A 17,543-nucleotide genomic window follows, 5' to 3' on the forward strand; every position below is an offset into this window, starting at 1 on the left:
TCGGTGGAGCTGCAGGGGGATGGTGTGCAGTCCGCGTACATCTATCCGGGCTACGTGCTGGCGTGTCAGGTGGACTTCGGGGCCGAGGCGGGCGCGGAGGGCGGCGCGGGGATGTCGTGGTCGGACATCGTGGCCGGAACGGTGGGGAACCCGCTGTCGGGGGGTGCGAGTGGCGGGATCGCTCTGGGTCCCGGTTCGGCGATTCCGGTCGACATCCTCGATCAGGAATACGCCGATCCCTATGGTGGGGAGGCGCATTGGGGTGGCAACTACGTCGAGGGCCCGGCCGGTTCGGTTTCGTGGAGTGACTCGACTCTCGGGGTGAGCGGGTGCGCCGGCTATGCGCAGGCCCGCGCCTTCGTCAACGTCGAGGTCGAGACGGAGAACGTCACGAGCACCGTCACACTGTGGGGCCAGCCCTTCAGCATCGGATAAGGGTTGTTCGGCCACTCCACGTGTTCCCTAGGATCCGGTGCCGACGCAGAGTCGCCTCCTTGTAGGGCCGTGCGTCGGCACGTGTCCGGTGTGCCCCGCCTGTCCACGGCCACTACGACGGTCGTCGGCCTTCGGTAATCCACGCCGCGACCTGCGCGCGTGAGGTGAATCCGAGTTTGGTGAGGATGTGTTCGACATGTCCTTGGGCGGTGCGCTGGGAGATGACGAGGCGGGCCGCAATGGCCTTGTTGGTGAGTCCTTCGGCAATCAGTTCCGCGACCTGCTGCTCGCGCTTGGTCAGGTGGACCGAACCCGGTGCTGTCGGGGTCGGCGCCGGAGGGGCCTCGCCGAGTGCGTAGGAGACGGCGGCAGCGAGATCCATGGCCCTGCCGCGTTGCCGGGCCGCGTCGAAGTCGTGTGCAGTGAGCATCCGGCGGACGGACCGTTCGCATTCCTCGTGATACACGAGTAGGTCGGGCACGAACACTGAAGGACTCCCGGCGACTCGACCGAGCGCCTCCGCTGCCCCCAGCAGCGTGCCGGCGCGCACCGGGTCACGACTGCCGGCGATCCAGGCGAGTGCTTCGACGCAATTCGCGCAGCAGACGGGTCGTCGACGAGTCGCGCAAGCCGTAATCCGTCCTCGAGCATCGCAAGTGCGCGACTCCGGGCACCCAGTCCGAATTGGGCAACAGCCATCGCCCACAACGCGTAGGAGCGGTAGATGGATTCTCCCTGAGTTTCTGTGATCGCGAGAACTTCCTCGTGACATTCGAGCGCCCGGTGGAGTTCGGTGTCGAGCTGGTAGGCCAACCCGAGGAGAGTGAGACACTCGATCCTGACCGCGAGTTCGTTCTCCGCGCGGCGGAACACGGTCAGTGCCCGCTCGAAACAGGACGTCGCTCGTGTGAGGTCGCCGGTGAACAATCCGGCGATGCCGTCCGCGTGGTCGGCGATCGCGCGCGCTGTCGGGTCGGCGCACTGCTCGGCAAGGGAGCGTGCCTGCTCGGCGAGCGCGGCACCTCTGTCATGATCACGCTGTTGTTCGGCCATGAGGCAGTCGGCGTACAGCGCCCGAATGTACGCGGTGGTCGGGTGTTCGGCAGGTCGGGCGAGAAAGTCGTCGAGCCAGCGCCTGGCCTCGCTGAGCAGGCCGCGTGTGGCCCAGAATTGCACCAAGGGGGAGACGATCTGCAACCCGGATTCGGTATCGTCCTCGGCGAGACAGAAGTCCATCGCGTCCCGGAAGTTCGACTGCTCACTACCCAGCCGCGCGATCCACTCGAGCTGTCGGGGGCCGATGAACTCGTTCGCGGCGGTGCGGGCCAGCTGTCGAAACCACTCGAGGTGCCGACGCTGCAGGGCGTGGTAGTCATCACCCTCCCGCGCCTTCTCCCGGCCGTAGGCGCGCAGGGTTTCGAGCAGTCGGAAGCGGACCGTGCCGCTGTGGTCTTCGCGGATCAGGATCGACTTGTCGACCAGGGATGCGATTGCGTCCAGGACGTCTGCCGGCTCCACGTTCTCGCCGCACACGAATTCCGCGGAATCGAGCTCGAAGCTGCCGGTGAACACCGACAATCGTGCCCACATGCGTTGTTCGAGTGGGGTGCAGAGGTCGTAGCTCCAGTCGACACACAACCGCAGAGTCTGCTGGCGCGACGGCGCCCCCCGGCTCCCGCGCGTCAACAACGCATAACGGTCGGAGAGCCTGGTCAGGATCTGTTCGGGTGACATCGCGCGCAGCCGCGCAGCCGCAAGCTCGATCGGGAGCGGCAGCCCGTCCAGTCGGTGGCAGATACGAGTCACCGCGGACTTGTTGACATCGGTCAACGTGAACGTCGACACCGCGGCGGTGGCGCGTTCGGTGAACAGTGACACGGCGTCGTAGCGGGGGAGACCCTGCAGTGGTGGCTCGTGGTCCGGGTCGGGGACGGTGAGTGGGGGCACGCGCAGCGTTGCCTCCCCAGTGGGCCCCAACGGTTCGCGGCTTGTCGCGAGGATGCGGAGGCCGGGGTTCTGCTGCAGCAGAAGTGTGGCGAGATCGGCCACGGCGCCCACCACTTGCTCGCAGTTGTCCAATACCAACAGCACTTCGCGCGACGACAGGAAATCCAGCACCGTCTCGTGCAGCGACCGGTCGGGTTGGTCTCGCACGCCGAGCGTGGCGGCCACCACGTCGACGAGCCGGGACGGGGTGTGGACCTCGTCGAGTTCGACGAGCCATGCGCCGTCGGCGAATTCGCGTTGGATGCTCGTGGCGACGCGTAGTGCGAGCCGGGTCTTCCCGACCCCGCCGATGCCGACGAGCGTGAGCAGTCGGGACGCCGCCAGTAGGCTCTTGGCTTCCGTGATTTCGTGCCGGCGGCCCACGAAGCTGGACAGGTCCAGGGGGAGGTTTCCCTTCATTCGGTTCGAGGGGGCCGGACGAAGCCGGCCGTGCGGTGTCGATTCTGGTTCCGGTGTGTCGAGTGCACGGCGCTGTTGGATCTCGCGCAGCGCGTCACTCACGGCCAGGGCGGAGGGGTGACGGTCTTCGGGGCGAGCGGACATCGCCCGTTCGATGACAGCTGCCACGTCGTCCGCAATGCCGTGCTCACGGAGATCCGGTGCGGGTTCGGTTGTGATGCGCATGAATTGGGCTATCAACTGTTCGCCGCTGCGTCGTTCGAATGCGGCGTGGCCGGTGAGCGCGCAGAACAGGGTGGCCCCGAGTCCGTAGATGTCGGAGGCGGGGCTCGGGGCGGCGCCGCCGAGGACCTCGGGGGCGGTGAACGCGGGTGAACCGGTGATGACGCCGGTGGCAGTCTGGAACCCGCCCGTGATGTGCGCGATGCCGAAATCCGTCAGCGCCGGCTCGCCGTAGTCGGTGAGGAGGACGTTGGCGGGTTTGACGTCGCGGTGGATGATGCCCTGACGATGGGTCGCGTCCAACGCGCCCGCCAGCTTCTCTCCGAGCTGCAGCACGTCGTCCAGCGGCAACGGACCGTGCTGTCGGATGTGTGCGTCCAGGGAGCCCCGGGGGTGGTACGGCATGACGATGTAGGGGGCACCGCTGTCGGTGGCACCGACGTGGAGGACGTTGACGATGTTGGGGTGGCCGGTGAGGCGACCCATCGCGCGCTGTTCACGGAGGAAGCGCTCGCGATTCTCCGCCGCGACACTGTCGGTGAGCACCTTCACGGCGACCGTGCGGTCGAGCGAAACCTCGGTGCATCGGTAGACGACGCCGAAACCCCCGCGCCCGATCTCGTGGGCGTTGTCGAACCCGTCGGCTCGCAGATCCGAGGTGACGGAGGGGGTCGGGTCGCGCTGGGTCCCGGACGGATCGATCTCGGCCATCGGCTGTTCGATTCATCCGGTCCGTGACGCGTTCGACGACTTCGGCACCATTACCCTCTCGGCGGCGTATTCCAGGATATAGCTCGCTGTTGTCGGTGGCGTGAGTCCAACGCTCGATGGTGGGGCCCGGCAGGCGGCGAGGCGGCTGCTCGAGCGGCTGCTGAGAATCCGGGCCGCGGTCGGGTCCCGAACCGCTGGGACGCCTCAATTCGGAGAGGTACCGTGAAGGGTCGGGTACGTGAGAAAGTGACGGTTCCATGCTTTCCGGTGGCAAGGCGAACGCGGGGAACCTGCCCCATGAGCTGACGAGTTTCGTCGGCCGTCGCCATGAAATCGTCGAGGTCCGCCGTCTGCTCTCCGTGTCCCGGCTCGTGACGTTGACGGGTATCGGCGGCGTGGGAAAGACCCGGCTTGCACTGCGGGTAGCCGCCGACTCCACGCGTGCGTTCGACGACGGTGTGTGGTTGATCGGGTTGGGTGAATTGCAGGATCCGGACACGGTTGTCGACGCGGTGTCGTCGGTATTGCAACTGCGCGAGGGCCTCGGCGGATCACCCGAGGCAGTCCTCGTCGAGTACCTCGCGGAACGCACACTGCTGCTCGTCCTCGACAACTGCGAGCACCTCGTCGAGCCGGTCGCCACCCTCACCCGAACGCTTCTCCGCGCCTGCCCGAACCTGCGGATCTTGACGACCAGCCGGGAACCGCTCGGCATCGGGGGCGAAGCCGTGTTCCGGGTGCCGCCTCTGACCTTGCCGGAAGCCGACCCTCGGTCCGCGGTCGGAGGGGGGATCGCCCACTACGAGGCGATGAGCCTCTTCGCCGATCGTGCGGCGACGGCGGTCCCAGGTTTTACCCTCACCGAGAACAACGAGGACGTGGTCGCGGCGATCTGCCGCCGACTGGAGGGGCTGCCGCTCGCCATCGAACTGGCGGCGGTGCGTCTGCGGGCGATGTCGGAGGAGCAGATCCTGCACCGACTGACCGACCGCCTCGGTCTGCTGACGACGAACACTCGAGGGGCACCGGCCCGGCAGCAAACCCTGGTCTGGAGCATCGACTGGAGCCACGAGTTGTGCACTCCCGCCGAGCGGAAGATGTGGGGACGACTGACGGTGTTCTCGGGAAGCTTCGAGCTCGGCGCCGTCGAAGGCATCTTCACCGACACCGCGTCGGCGGACCACATCGTGGATGTGGTTGCGTCGCTTATCGACAAGTCGATTCTGATCCGGGACGAAGTCGCGGGTGAGGTGCGGTTTCGCATGCTCGAGACGCTGCGCGACTACGGGTTGGAGCGACTGCAGGAAACCGGCGAGTTCGGTTCACTGTTGCGGCGGCACCGCGACTGGTACGAAAACCTCGTGCTGCAGGCAGAGTCCGACTGGATCAGCCCGAGGCAGATGGCCTGGATTGCGCGCCTCGACGCCGAGCAGCCCAACATCCGTGCCGCGTTGCAATTCTGCCTCACCGGTCCGAATGAAGCAGACGCCGGACTCCGCATGGCGGCGGCCTTGTATCCATACTGGCGGGTGCGGGGCCGGATACGCGAGGGCCTGCGTTGGCTCGCGCAGCTTCTGGCCGTCCAGGGTGGCAAGCCGGGCATGGAGCGGGTCAGAGCGCTGTATGTGCTGAGTGTGCTGTCCGGGATCCACGGCGACCCGGATGCGTCGGCACTCTATGTGCAGCGCGGCACCGACCTGGCTGCGCAGCTCGGCGACCGTGCCGGTCGGGCGCTGATGGACGATGCCGCCGGTTGGCATGCGCTGTTCACCGCGGATGCCGTCGCCGCGTGTGAGCATTTCGAGTCCTCTCTTGCCGTCTTCCGGGAGGAGGGAACCCTGCTGTACGTGATCTGGTCGCTGCTCGGACTCGCGCTGGCCGGCGACGCGGCCGGAAACCGAATTCGGAGCGAGGAATGTCAGCGCGAAATCCTGGCGCTCACCGAATCTCGGGGCGAGTCGGTCTATCGGGGATGGTCGCTGTGGGGCGCGGGGGTGGGTGCCTGGCGGCGGGGCGAGTACGCCGGTGCGAAAGATCTTCTCACGCAGGGACTGAAGCTTGCCCGACTGGTCGATGACCGCGTCAGCGCGGTGGGGTGCATGGAGGTGCTCGGGTGGATCGCGGCCGACGACAACGCTCCCCGGCGTGCCGCCACTTTGATGGGCGCAACCAAGGCTCTGGCTCAGGCGGTGGGAAGTCCGAGCGCGATCTTCCCGAACACGCGTCTCCAATGCTCCGAGTTCGAGGACAACGCCCGCCGGGCGATCGGTGACCGGGCGTTCGAGACGGAGTTCCGCCAGGGCCTCGGAATGGGGTTCGACGACGCCGCAGCCTACGCACTCGACGAAACGAGCAGGCCCGACATCTCCGCCCAGCAGACACCGACGTCTCTGACGCGACGGGAGCAGCAGGTGGCCGAACTCGTCGCCGAAGGCCTGACCAACAAGGCGATCGCCGCGAGGCTCGTCATCTCGCAACGCACGGCGCAGGGGCATGTCGAGCACATCCTCGCCAAGCTGGGTTTCACCTCCCGCACGCAGATCGCGGCCTGGAGCATCGAACAGAGGCAAAGCGACCAGCCCTGATCGCGGTGCCGGGGTCGATGGTGGACGGCCCTGAGGCACTCGTGTCGCATCTGGCGAGTGACATGAATATGATGCATGTTCAGGTATGCACATTATGAGTTGGATTTATGTGGCTGGAGTCACTTCACTGAAGGCATGACCAGCAGCACTCCCACGAGTTCCGATATCGACCTCTTCGCCGACGAGGTCCTGCTCGACCCCTATCCGATGTACGAGAAACTTCGCGATCTCGGCGCGGTGGTCCATCTGCCCGCCAACGACGTCTACGCCCTGACCCGGTACGACGCCATCCGCGCCGCGCTGGCCGACCCCGGCACGTTCTCGTCCCGGACGATCGGCTTCAACCCCATGGTCAACGACGCGCTTCGTGGTACGTCATTGGCATCGGACCCGCCGATCCACGCCGAGTTGCGCGCGACCCTCTCCGAGAACCTTTCACCGCGGGCGCTGCGGGGACTCCGGGACCAGATCCAGGTCAAGGCCGATGCGCTGGTCGCGGACCTGGTCGCCGAGGGATCCTTCGAGGCCATCGATGCACTGGCGCGCGCACTTCCTCTCGAGGTCGTCGCAGACCTGATCGGTTTCACCGGCGAGGTGCGCGACAACATGCTGCGGTGGGGACAGGCGGCGATGGAGGTCATCGGTCCGATGAATCAACGGACCGCGGAGAACTTCCCGATCGCGGGCGAACTCTACGATTGGTGCACCGGGGTCCGGGCCGCCGATCTGGCGCCGGGGTCGGTCGGTCGTGGGATCTTCGATGCGGAGGACCGAGGGGCCATTCCGCCCGGAACCGCGGGGCACATCATCCACCAGTATCTGGGTGCGGGTGTGGACACGACGATCGCCGCGCTCGGCAACATAGTCGCTCTCTTCTCGGCGTTCCCCGACCAGTTCGATCTGGTCCGCACAAATCCCAGCCTGGTACCGGCCGCATTCAACGAGATACTGCGATTCTGGGCGCCGGTCCACGCCTGGGGGCGACTCGTCACCCGGGACGTGACCATCGACGGCGCCCTGGTGCCGGCCGGATCCCAGGTGGCGATCCTCTTCGGCGCGGGCAACCGCGACCCGCGGCACTACGAGAACCCGGACGCGTTCCTGGTCGAGCGGAATCCGGTCGACCACCTGTCCTTCGGGTACGGCCCGCACGGCTGCGCCGGCCAGGGGTTGGCCCGCCTGGAAGCCCACGCCGTCATCGGGGCATTGGCCGACCACGCGCAGCGTCTGGTGGCCGCCGAACCGATTCGGTTGCCCAGCAACATCACCCGCTCCATCGACGTCCTCGAGATCCTGAAGGTGGTCCCAGCATGAAGATCGTCATCGACCGGCCCCGTTGTGAGGGCCACGGACTGTGCGAAGAGATCGCTCCCCGGTTGATGCATCTCGACGACGAGGGCGAACTGATCCTCGACATCGAGGAACTCCGGGAGGAAGGTCCCGAATTGGCCGACGCCCGCGCTGCCGTCCGGGTCTGCCCCGTGGCCGCACTCACGCTCACATGACCGGCCCGGGCACGACACTCCCTCGACCTCCCCGGCGGATTCTGGTCGTCGGCAACGGGATCGCCGGCCAAACCGCCTGCGACGGCCTCCGTGCCGGGGGCTTCGACGGCGACCTGACCATCGTGGGAGACGAGGCCCGAGCGGCGTACTCCCGTCCCGCGCTCTCCAAGGCGCTGCTTGTCGACGGTGGTTCCCACGAACTGGCGCCGCCCACGCACGAGGCCACCGAGGTGCTCGGGGTGGCGGCGGTCGGCCTCGACGCCGTGGCCCGTCGGGTGCGCTTCGACGACGGTTCGGACCTGACCTACGACGGACTGGTGATCGCCACCGGTTCGCGGGCCCGGCGTCTGGGCGGCGACCACAGTGCGGAGCTGACGCTGCGCACCCTTGACGATGCGCTGGTTCTCCGGGAACGGCTGGCAGCCCGCCCGTCGGTGGCGGTCGTCGGAGCCGGACCGCTGGGGATGGAGATCGCATCCGCGGCCCTGTCGGCGGGATGTCAGGTGACGGTGGTGGCCGACGGTCGGCCGATGCTGCCGCATCTGGGGCCGTGCCTGTCCGACGCGTTCACCGCGGCCGCGGTCGCCCAGGGATTGAAACTGGTCGACGGTACCGCCACCGGAATCGACGGGACGCATGCCGTGGTCCTGAGCGACGGAGCACGGGTCGAAGCCGACCTGCTCGTCACGGCGATCGGGGACATCCCGAGCACCGAGTGGCTGGCGTCGAGCGGACTGCTGACCGGCGGCCGCCTCGAGGCGGACACCCGGGGGCGAATCGGGCCGGGCATCGTCGCCGCGGGAGACGTTGCGGCCGTCCCGACGCAGGCGGGGGTACGTCGGATTCCGCTGTGGAGCAGCGCCATCGAGCAGGCCAAGGTGGCCGCTCGCGCCCTCCTGGAGGGCGACGAGGCACCCGAACTCGACCTTGATCCGTACTTCTGGACGGAGCAGTTCGGGTTGACCCTCAAGGCCGCCGGCCATCTGCCGGCATCCGGTGACCCCGAGTTCCTCCTGGGGGACAGCCCGCACGGACCGTCGGTGATGCGCTGGATTGCCGATGACGGTCACGGGGTCGCGGTCGCCGTGAACCACCGGATCCCGATCCCGAGACTGCGCCGCATGGCGTCGGCTGGAGCATGATGCCGACGGTTCGGGGAGGGGACGCGTAACTTCGTGTGGATGAACCAACCCGGGGATCATTCGAGTGATCTGGGCCTGGAGCGGCTCGCCGCGGTCAACCTCAACCTGCTCGTGCCCCTGCTGGCACTGCTGGAGGAGGGGTCGGTCACCCGCGCCGCGACCCGGGTCGGCATGTCTCAGCCCGCGATGAGTCATGCCCTGGGACGGATGCGCCGGATGATCGGCGACGACCTGGTGACGCGGCAGGGCAGCGGCCTGGTGCTCACCCCGCGGGCACTGGAACTCGTCGCGCCGCTGCGTGACGTGCTGCGGCAGACCGCGCAGGTGGTGAACTTTCCGGGTTTCGACCCCGCGCACGACAGCCGCACCATTACGGTGGCGATGACCACCAGCACCGCCTTCGTCGTCGGCCCCGCAGTGGCGCGACTGATCGCGGAGCGGGCGCCGAACGCCACCCTCCGGATCCGCAACTTCGTCCAGCCTCAGCCGAGCGACTTCACGGACGACGGGGTGGACGTCGTACTCCTGTCCGAGGCGTTCACCTCGCCGTACCCGCGCGAACGGCTGTACGAGAACCGCTGGGTGGTGATTGCCCATCCGTCCAGCGACCCCGAAGCTTCTGCGCTGGACCTGCTCACCTCGCTGCCCCACGTCACCTACGACTCACGGCAGCGGGTGGCGCCGTACGCCGCGATGGACGCGCACGGTGTGCAGTATCGGATCGGACAATTGATCTCCGACCATCTGCTGATCCCGCACATGGTGGCGACGTCCGGTGGGGTGGCAGTCCACACCCTCCGGGTCGCTGCTGCCATGCGCGAACGGGTGGATCTTCGAATCGAGGAGTTCCCGCTGCCCATCTCGCCGCTGCGGGTCGACATGGTGTGGAACCCGCGTCTGGCGGACGCGGCGTTCATCGCCTGGTTGCGACAGATACTCGTCGACGCGTCCACCTTCGAACCGGGCGCACCGACAGTCGTCGGCACCTCGTCAGCAGAGCCTCACGTCGCTCGCGGCCGAGATCGACCTCCAGCGAGCGACTCTCGATTGCCCGGATCAGCCCGATCCCCGCGGGAGCGAATAACGAACAGGCGCCGGGCACGGCCGCCGACCGGTCACCGCCCGCTCGCGGGCCGCGATCACCGCCGCCGAGGTGGTGCGATCACCTGATCCGTGACCTTCATGCTGCGGAAGTACGCCTCATTGTCGGGAGGTTGTCGGTAAGGGTGACGCACCGGCCGGTTAGGCGTTCGATGTCGACAACCACGTGGCGTAGTCCGGTGTTGTTCCTCGAGCGAGGGGAAGTGGCCTCGCCGTATGCGGCCAGGTCGCCGGGGTCGTCGGTCACGCGAGCGTGGCCGAGAGCGAGCACGGTCCACCCGATACGCGCTGGCACATCGAGCTCGCCGGCCTCGAAGGCGACGAAGGTGCCGTCGAATCGGTCGAACCAGGAGTTCGGGCCGGTCGGGATGATCACCTCACCTCGGAGGACTGTGAAGGTGACCGGCCTTACCGCGGGCAGCGCGTCTTCGGTGTAGAGCAACCGGCCCGTCGGAACCGACCGCAGCAACCGGGTGCACTCGCGGGCAGAGAGTTGACGGTCGAGAGCGGCGGTATTCATGTTGCACGTCCTCCGTGGCGCCGATTGTTGGGGGCGCCTGTCCTGGCGATGCACTCCAGCATGCGTTCACCGGCCCGGCCGGGAATAGAGCACTTCGCCACCACCGGGAAAGTGAAGCTCCGGACCGACCGGTCGGAAAACCTGAGCGGAGTAGAACTGCGTCGATCATTCTGGAGCCGGATCGCCAAAGACGTCTTACACCGGGCCCGTCGCACTGTGTATTGACGAAATTCTTTGTGACCGCGTTCGTCTACGCGGCGGTTGTGACGTGGCTCAGACTGTTGGCAAGGAGGTTTCCGATGACAACACATCACTTCGGTCCGGTGTCGCACAACCTCGCGTCGGCGGTCGGCGATGTCGTCGGGTGCCCGTCCTCGCGTGCCTGGTGCTGAGTCGGTGGAGGTTCCTCTGCTGGTGGCGATTGCAATGGCGTTCGCGTTCGACCTCACGAACGGGTTCCACGATTCGGCGAACTCGATTGCTGCGCTTGTCGCCACCAAGGCTGCCCGGCCCGGACATGCGTTGCTGCTTGCGGCGGCGGGGAACTTCGCGGGGCCGTTGCTCGTCGGCACGGCGGTCGCCGACACCGTCGGCAGCGTCGTGGAGTTGCCCGCGGAGGCGACAGTGACAGCGGTCGGTTCTGCACTGACCGCGGCGATTGCTTGGAACGTGCTGACCTGGCGATTCGGGTTGCCGTCGAGTTCGTCGCACGCGCTGGTCGGCGGCCTCGTCGGGGCGTGCCTCGTCGCAGCGGGTATGGACGGTGTGCGCTGGGGTGGTTTCACAGACGGCCGCCCCACGGGCATCGTGGGAATCCTTGTCGGGCTGGCGCTCTCCCCGGTGCTGGGAGCGCTCGCGTGCGCGCTTCTCGGGGCATGCGCTTGGCGTCTGATGCGGCGGGCTCGCCGGCGTGCCCTCGTTCCGGTCCGGGGGTCCGAATGGGGCACGGCCGCGATGCTCGCGTTCAGCCACGGCGGCAACGACGCGCAAAAGACCATGGGTGTGATCACGTTGTTGCTGGTCGCGAGTGGACATCTTCCCGAATTCGCGGTGCCGTTGTGGGTCAAACTTGCGGCCGCGACGAGCCTGACGATCGGAACAGCGTTCGGGGGGTGGCGGATCGTGCGGACCGTGGGACGCGGAGTGTTTCGGATGACTCCGCTCGACGGGTTGGTGAGTCAATCCGGTGCTGCCGGAGTGATTCTCGGTGCCTCCCTCGTCGGTGCGCCGGTGAGTACGACTCATGTGGTCGCGGCCGGTGTGGTAGGGGTGGGAGCACAACACCACACGCGACATGTGCACTGGAAGGTGGTCAAGGAGATGGGATTGGCGTGGGTGGTCACATTGCCGGTAACGGCCCTGCTCGGGGCTGCGCTGTTCCCGGTGTGGGAGGGGATCTGAATGCGCAGGCCACACCTGCCGAGTTCCTGGTTCCTGCCGCGTTCGTTCGACGTGCTCGGCATGCTGCAGTCGCAGCTGGTGCTCGTCGAGCAGGCCATGAGGGTGATGACGCGGTGGAGTCACGGTGAGGTTGCGATCGATGACGCTGTCGCGGAGCTGCGGATCGTCGCGGAGGCCGAGCAGGTCGCGCGTCGCGACCTGCACAACGCGGTGCGAGACAGTTTCAGCACGCCGATCGAAGCGGAGGATTTGTTTGAGCTGGGGGAGCGGCTCGGCGAGATCACCGAGGCCGGATATGCGCTGATTCGGGAGTCGGAGCTGTCGTATTCGGGGCCGACCTCTTTTGCCCCGGATCCGTATCTGATGGGGTTGCTCGACGCGCTGTCCGGCGCGGTGGTCCCGCTCGCGGAGGGGTTGCGTGCGTTGCCGGGGGTTGCCGCGGCGAAGTATGCGGACCGGGCGATCGCGGAACTGTCGGGGGCCGAGCATGCCTACCGTGCGGCGATCGCCGCCCTCGAGGACGAGCCCGACGTGCGGCGGGAGTTGCGTCGGCGGGAGTTGTACCGTCGAGCGGAGCATCTGCATGCCGCGCTCTTGCGGGTCGCGCGGCGCACCGGGTATGCGGTGTACAAGTCGCGCTGACGTCGGCGGATGCGCCTCAATCCGGGGCGCGCATACTCGCTCGACACTGTGGCGACGCGCGGCGTCGCCTCGGCCTTCGCGGCCGTGCGCTCACCATGCCGTGGCCTGTCACGAGCTGAAGTCTCGTTCCTGACCGCTGCCAAGCGAATTCGGCCCGGCCGCGGCGTACGGACTGTGACGTGCAGGGTTACAGGGATGTGGACCCACGCGTCGGCGAAGTTGATTCCTGACTGCACGGCAGCATTCCCGAGCAGCCTGCTCCAAGTACCAAAGACCGGTCGGTTTGATTGACCTCCGCGCCGCCAACGATGTCACCATTAATTTGCTTAGAAATAGACGTGCTCCGGCCTTGCTTCGGATAGTTGTGCGCCATATCGGGTTGCTTGACAGGCCGGTCTCATCGAGAGCAGCATCTAACTATGTTAGGCGAACCGATTCGCGATAGGTTAGCCGAACGACGTGAGGCAACGCGTCGGGAGATTGTCGACGCCGCCTGGGAGCTGGCGAGGGACAAGGGCCTGGCCGACTGGACGCTGCGCGACGTGGCGAGGCGGGTCGGCATGCAGGCGCCATCGTTGTACTCCCACTTCGCGTCGAAGAACGCGATCTTCGACGCCATGTTCGGACAGGCATGGCTCGAGTACGAATCCGTCGAACTTCAGTCGTGGCAGGGTTTGCCGGCAGCCCCGCGGAAGCGGGTGCTGGCCACAGCGATGATGTTCTTCGACTTCGCAGCTGCGGACCTTGCGCGGTATCAGCTGATGAATCAGCGTTCGGTTCCCGGGTTCGAACCCTCGCCGGAGTCCTTTGCGCCGTCGGTGCGGGTGGTCGAGCGTGCAGCGGACGACCTGGCCTCGTTGGGGATCACCGACCGCGGCGACGTCGAGATCCTGTTCGCGTTGATCGGCGGCCTCGTCGATCAACAGCATGCCAACGACCCCGGTGGCCACAGTCGCCGGGCGCTGCTCGCACGAGCTATCGGAATGTGGTCGGACGGCGTCGGTCTGGCCGCCGAGGAGTCTTAGAAGTCTTGGAAAGGGAACCGCTGATGAACACTCAGACGCTCCAGACTGCGCCGCGGCGATCGGCATTACCGAGATCGACGGCGATGCGGTTGGCCGCCACCGAATACCGGCGCTTCGCCGACGCGGTCGCGGAATTGCGACCTGACGACTGGGCAAAGCCGACCGACTGCACGGCGTGGAACGTCCACCAAATGGTCGCTCACACCGTCGCAATGGCGTCCTTTGCGGCGTCCGTGCGCGAGGGCGGACGTCAGCGGAAGGCAGCCGCCGAGCGGCTGTCCGAGGGCTGCCCGTTCATCGACGCGCTGACCGCACACCAAGTCGACAAGTACGGCGACAATCCCCCCGAGCGACTGACACGGATGATGACCCAGGTCGCCCCGAAGGCTGCACGCGGTCGACGGTTCACGCCGCGGTTCATCCGGAACAGGACGATGCCGATGCCACAGGTGGTCAACGGGGTCGCGGAATGGTGGACGATCGGCTTCATGGTCGACACGATCCTCACCCGTGACCCGTGGATGCACCGGATCGATCTGGCGCGCGCTACCGGGCGACCCCTGGTGCTCACTGCCGAGCACGACGCCGTGATCGTCGACGACGTGGTGGCAGAATGGGCGGGACGGCACGGCAGCCCGTATCGCCTCACACTCACCGGTCCGGCGGGCGGTGACTGGTCGGCCGGCGAGGGCGGCACCGAGATCACCGCGGATGCCATCGAGTTCTGCCGAACCCTGTCCGCCCGCGCCCGGGGCGACGGCTTGCTGAGCACCCAAGTCCCGTTCTGACAGCGTCGGGAAACACGATGAACATGCTCAAATGTAGGTTCCCGCCCGCTGTGTCAGTTGCGCGTACCCCAGACCCGCGGTTTCCAGAGTCCGGTCACTACAGATTCTCGTGTTCTTGTCATAATCTTCGGGCCCCCGGACGGCGTGCGCGCCGGGTGAGTGTCCGTGAGCTGGGGGAATGTTGAAGCAGGGCCCGCAACTGACATGAAATCGAGAAAATGACACGGCAGTGACACGAAATTTGGAAAGTGACACGGGCTCGCGGAATCTTCAGGAACCGGCCGCGGGGAGTTCGGCCCCGTGTCGCTTCCGGTTTGTGGGCGGTCGGTGTCGAGAATTCCGCTTTCCGCACCGACTCCCGGAAAATCGCATATCAGCGCGTATTTCTTTGTGCGAGTGTGATTCCGATGTCGTAGCCGGGACGACGATCGGCCGAGAGCGGGGACCGGTAAGGCATACCTGTAAGCGGATCGCACACCGCTGACTGGACACGTTGCGGTGCTCGTCGGCGGAGAGCAGGTGCCGGGTGCATTCGGAGAGTGCGCACGCGTATTCAGCGGTGAGCCGGGGGTGCATCTGGTGTTTTGTGACGGTTCAGCCGCATTCCCGGAGCACTGCAGACATCAGGGCACCTCTTACGGGGGCTATCCGGGCGGCGCCGGCCGGAACCTCCGCACGTAGGATGCCCAATCCCAGGTGGACAGGAATGCTTGCGCCGCTTCGTATCCGTTCCGGTGGAGAGCCTCGATGTCCTCCTGCTGCAGGTCGAAGTCGAGGACCCCCACTGCGGTGGAGTCCACCCTGATCGCCCGGACACTCACCCACGGCTGGTTGAGGTACGTCTGATCCCGGCCGACGAGCATGGTGCTGAGCACGCTCTCGAACAGGTGCGGTGGCCGGAGCAGGCGCAGAAGTTTGAGGTAGGGGATGACGTCGTCGTTCCCGGCCGGCAGGTTGGGCAGCACGGTGACCCCGAAGGTGGGCCGGCGCGGCACCTGTCCATCGGTCCGGTCCAGCGAATCGATCGGGAAGTTCGAGAGCAGCCCGCCGTCCACCAGCGTCGAGGTCATGCCGGCGGCACCGGTCAACGAGACAGGACGGAAGAAGAACGGGATCGCCATGGACGCCCGCACCGCATCGGCGACGGACTGGGTGTCGGGATCGAGGCCGTAGACCCGTTCGAAGTCCCAGGGCAATCGCACCAACTGCCCGGTCGTCACGTCGGTCACGGTGACCACCAGTCGGTACCGCTGGTTCGGTGGCAGGGTGTCGTCGTCGATCTGCAGGTCGTGGAAGGTCGAGACCCCGAGGCTTTCGAGGGTGTCCTGTAGCCACTGGTGGACACGATCGCCTCGGTAGAGTCCGGTGCCGCGCAGCAGCGCCCACGACTGCCCGACGATCGGGATGCGCTCGAGCAGGCCCGGATCGAGAAACTCGCGATAGTTCAGATGGGTGAGGTTCTTCAGCTGCTCCCCGATCACGGGCTTCCCGCCGGCGGTGGCGGCCGCGAGGACGGCTCCGACCACCGCGCCCGCCGACGTACCGGAGACGCGGTGAATCGTGTAGCCGGCATCGAGGAGCGCGGAGGCGGCGCCGACCAACCCGATTCCCTTGACGCCGCCGCCTGCGAGGACGAGGTCGGCTTCTCTGCTGTCCGCTGATGCGGTCACATCATCCACCCCCTGGGCGTCTGTGTCCTCGCTGCGTCCACCATTATCACCGGAGGCTGACATGCCGTCCGGTATTCGGCTATACGCGGATTCGCACCGGTCGTGTCATGTGGACATCCGCAGCGAGGGCGGCGGAATCCACGGCCCGGCCCTGCGCGGTGTCGAAGCCACCCGAGTCCGAGTGGTCGGCGCACTTCGGCGCGGACGTCGATGGGCATCAACACTCACTTGATCCGAGTCCGTGGAGTCGGTTGTCCCGGCGCCGAGTTCAGGTCTGTCGCTACCGGGCCGCGGCGCTGCTTGTGCATCATCACGGCGGCGACTACTTTCGCGAGTTCAGCGTCGATTACGCCTCCGGTGCGGGCGATGAATGTGGTGCGAGTGGTGGCCACCGGCTGCTGGTGCTGGTCGGTGATCAGGTTGGTCGTGACCATGATGTCGGTGCCGCCCATCTGCCGGAACGATTCGAGATGGACATCGCAGGTGAGGCGGTCGCCGACCGTGACCGGGCGGTGGAGGATCAGCTGCTGATCGGTGTGAATCAACTGGCTCAGGTTGTATCCGACGAGGACGACGTCGAAGAGTTCCTCGATCGCGAAGGAACCGAGGATGCTGACGAAGGTCACCGGGCCGATCAGCCCGGCGTAGCCGAGTGCGCGAGCCGCGTCCTCACAATGATGGGCGGGATGGGAATCGAGGACCGCACGGGCGAATTCCCGGATCTTCTCCCGGCCCACCTCATAATCCCCCACCCGGTGGTGGTGGCCGACCAGGCGCGCCATCCGGGCCGCGATGCCGGTGTCCTCATCCATCCGGGAACTCCCGTCCCCGGATGGGGGAGCAATCCCTCGTCCGGGACCGGATCATCGCACCCCGTGTCACTACCCCTCGCGCCACCACGCGAGGTGTCATTTGAGGCGGGCGAATTGCAGGACGTCGATGTGCCCGCTGCGGAAGTGATCGGCGGACCCGGCGAAATATCTGATGTACCGCTGGTACGCCTGTTCGGAGGCGACCTGGACGGCCTCGTCGTGGTGGGCGCGCAGCGCCCTGACCCAACAGTCCGGGGTGCGTGCGTAGGGCGGTTGCAGCTCCTGGAGCCGCTCGCAAGTGACGCGGGCCTTTGCGGCGTGTTCGGTCACCCAATCCGGCAGCGGGAGTGGGCCACCCGGGGAGCCCGAGGATTGCCCAACAGGGAACCCGGATGGCGCCGTGCCACCACGGTGCCATTTCACCGGATCCGCGAGAGTCCGCCATTGCCCGATTGTCGCTGATAGCTGCTTATCTGGGGGTGTTATGCCGGCTGGGCCATCAATTCGAGGGCACAGGTCGCCGAACAGCACGATGCCGTCGTGTTCAACCAGCCCGCATCAGCACTCACGCCGAACGA

General features: G+C 66.7%; 14 protein-coding genes and 1 pseudogene. 10 read left to right on the forward strand and 5 right to left on the reverse strand.

Annotation, left to right across the window (positions count from 1 at the left end; translation table 11 throughout):
* A partial coding sequence (locus ACFTWF_RS30460) for an MspA family porin (protein ID WP_378464834.1) occupies positions 1-435 on the forward strand: 435 nt, incomplete at its 5' end.
* 112 nt (positions 436-547) lie between these two features.
* Here the strand turns inward: ACFTWF_RS30460 and ACFTWF_RS30465 are convergent.
* A pseudogene (locus tag ACFTWF_RS30465) lies at positions 548-3,774 on the reverse strand (protein kinase).
* Between the two features lie 257 nt (positions 3,775-4,031).
* On the opposite strand from ACFTWF_RS30465, the gene ACFTWF_RS30470 reads away from it, so the two are divergent.
* From ACFTWF_RS30470 to ACFTWF_RS30490, 5 genes are all read left to right on the forward strand, one after another.
* Positions 4,032-6,359: an ATP-binding protein gene (locus ACFTWF_RS30470; RefSeq protein ID WP_378464835.1), complete on the forward strand. Its 2,328-nt coding sequence runs from the start codon at positions 4,032-4,034 to the stop codon at positions 6,357-6,359.
* A 135-nt stretch (positions 6,360-6,494) separates the two neighbouring features.
* Positions 6,495-7,673, forward strand: coding sequence for a cytochrome P450 (locus ACFTWF_RS30475; RefSeq protein ID WP_378464836.1), 1,179 nt, complete (start codon positions 6,495-6,497; stop codon positions 7,671-7,673).
* On the forward strand, positions 7,670-7,864 hold the full coding sequence (locus ACFTWF_RS30480; RefSeq protein WP_378464837.1) for a ferredoxin: 195 nt from the start codon (positions 7,670-7,672) through the stop codon (positions 7,862-7,864). Before ACFTWF_RS30475 ends, ACFTWF_RS30480 begins: the two co-directional genes overlap by 4 nt.
* Complete coding sequence (locus ACFTWF_RS30485; protein ID WP_378464838.1) at positions 7,861-9,006, forward strand: NAD(P)/FAD-dependent oxidoreductase; 1,146 nt, start codon at positions 7,861-7,863, stop codon at positions 9,004-9,006. The genes ACFTWF_RS30480 and ACFTWF_RS30485 overlap by 4 nt, the downstream gene beginning before the upstream one ends.
* A gap of 39 nt (positions 9,007-9,045) precedes the next feature.
* Positions 9,046-10,176, forward strand: coding sequence for a LysR family transcriptional regulator (locus ACFTWF_RS30490; protein WP_378464839.1), 1,131 nt, complete (start codon positions 9,046-9,048; stop codon positions 10,174-10,176).
* 10 nt (positions 10,177-10,186) lie between these two features.
* On the opposite strand, the gene ACFTWF_RS30495 is transcribed toward ACFTWF_RS30490, so the two are convergent.
* On the reverse strand, positions 10,187-10,549 hold the full coding sequence (locus tag ACFTWF_RS30495) for a pyridoxamine 5'-phosphate oxidase family protein (RefSeq protein ID WP_378464840.1): 363 nt from the start codon (positions 10,547-10,549) through the stop codon (positions 10,187-10,189).
* Between the two features lie 492 nt (positions 10,550-11,041).
* Between ACFTWF_RS30495 and ACFTWF_RS30500 the strand changes: the two genes are divergently transcribed.
* From ACFTWF_RS30500 to ACFTWF_RS30515, 4 genes are all read left to right on the forward strand, one after another.
* A complete protein-coding gene (locus ACFTWF_RS30500) occupies positions 11,042-12,028 on the forward strand; it encodes an anion permease (RefSeq protein ID WP_378464841.1) in 987 nt (328 codons plus the stop codon).
* Positions 12,029-12,670 (forward strand): hypothetical protein, encoded by a 642-nt coding sequence (locus tag ACFTWF_RS30505; protein WP_378464842.1) that lies wholly within the window; start codon positions 12,029-12,031, stop codon positions 12,668-12,670. It abuts the gene before it with no gap.
* Between the two features lie 419 nt (positions 12,671-13,089).
* Positions 13,090-13,695, forward strand: coding sequence for a TetR/AcrR family transcriptional regulator (locus ACFTWF_RS30510; protein WP_378464843.1), 606 nt, complete (start codon positions 13,090-13,092; stop codon positions 13,693-13,695).
* A gap of 23 nt (positions 13,696-13,718) precedes the next feature.
* Entirely contained in the window at positions 13,719-14,483 is a 765-nt protein-coding gene (locus ACFTWF_RS30515; protein WP_378464844.1) for a maleylpyruvate isomerase family mycothiol-dependent enzyme, read from the forward strand.
* A gap of 644 nt (positions 14,484-15,127) precedes the next feature.
* Here the strand turns inward: ACFTWF_RS30515 and ACFTWF_RS30520 are convergent.
* The 3 genes from ACFTWF_RS30520 to ACFTWF_RS30530 form a co-directional block, all read right to left on the reverse strand.
* Positions 15,128-16,153: a patatin-like phospholipase family protein gene (locus ACFTWF_RS30520; protein WP_378464845.1), complete on the reverse strand. Its 1,026-nt coding sequence runs from the start codon at positions 16,151-16,153 to the stop codon at positions 15,128-15,130.
* A gap of 224 nt (positions 16,154-16,377) precedes the next feature.
* Positions 16,378-16,965 (reverse strand): (3R)-hydroxyacyl-ACP dehydratase subunit HadA, encoded by a 588-nt coding sequence (hadA, locus tag ACFTWF_RS30525; RefSeq protein ID WP_378464846.1) that lies wholly within the window; start codon positions 16,963-16,965, stop codon positions 16,378-16,380.
* Positions 16,966-17,061: 96 nt separating this feature from the next.
* Positions 17,062-17,496, reverse strand: a complete 435-nt coding sequence (locus ACFTWF_RS30530) for a class I SAM-dependent methyltransferase (RefSeq protein WP_378464847.1) — start codon at positions 17,494-17,496, stop codon at positions 17,062-17,064.
* Positions 17,497-17,543 lie beyond the last annotated feature (47 nt).

Origin of the sequence: Rhodococcus sp. NPDC056960 (assembly GCF_042674125.1) — a bacterium.
In the GTDB taxonomy this organism is placed as follows: domain Bacteria; phylum Actinomycetota; class Actinomycetes; order Mycobacteriales; family Mycobacteriaceae; genus Rhodococcus_F.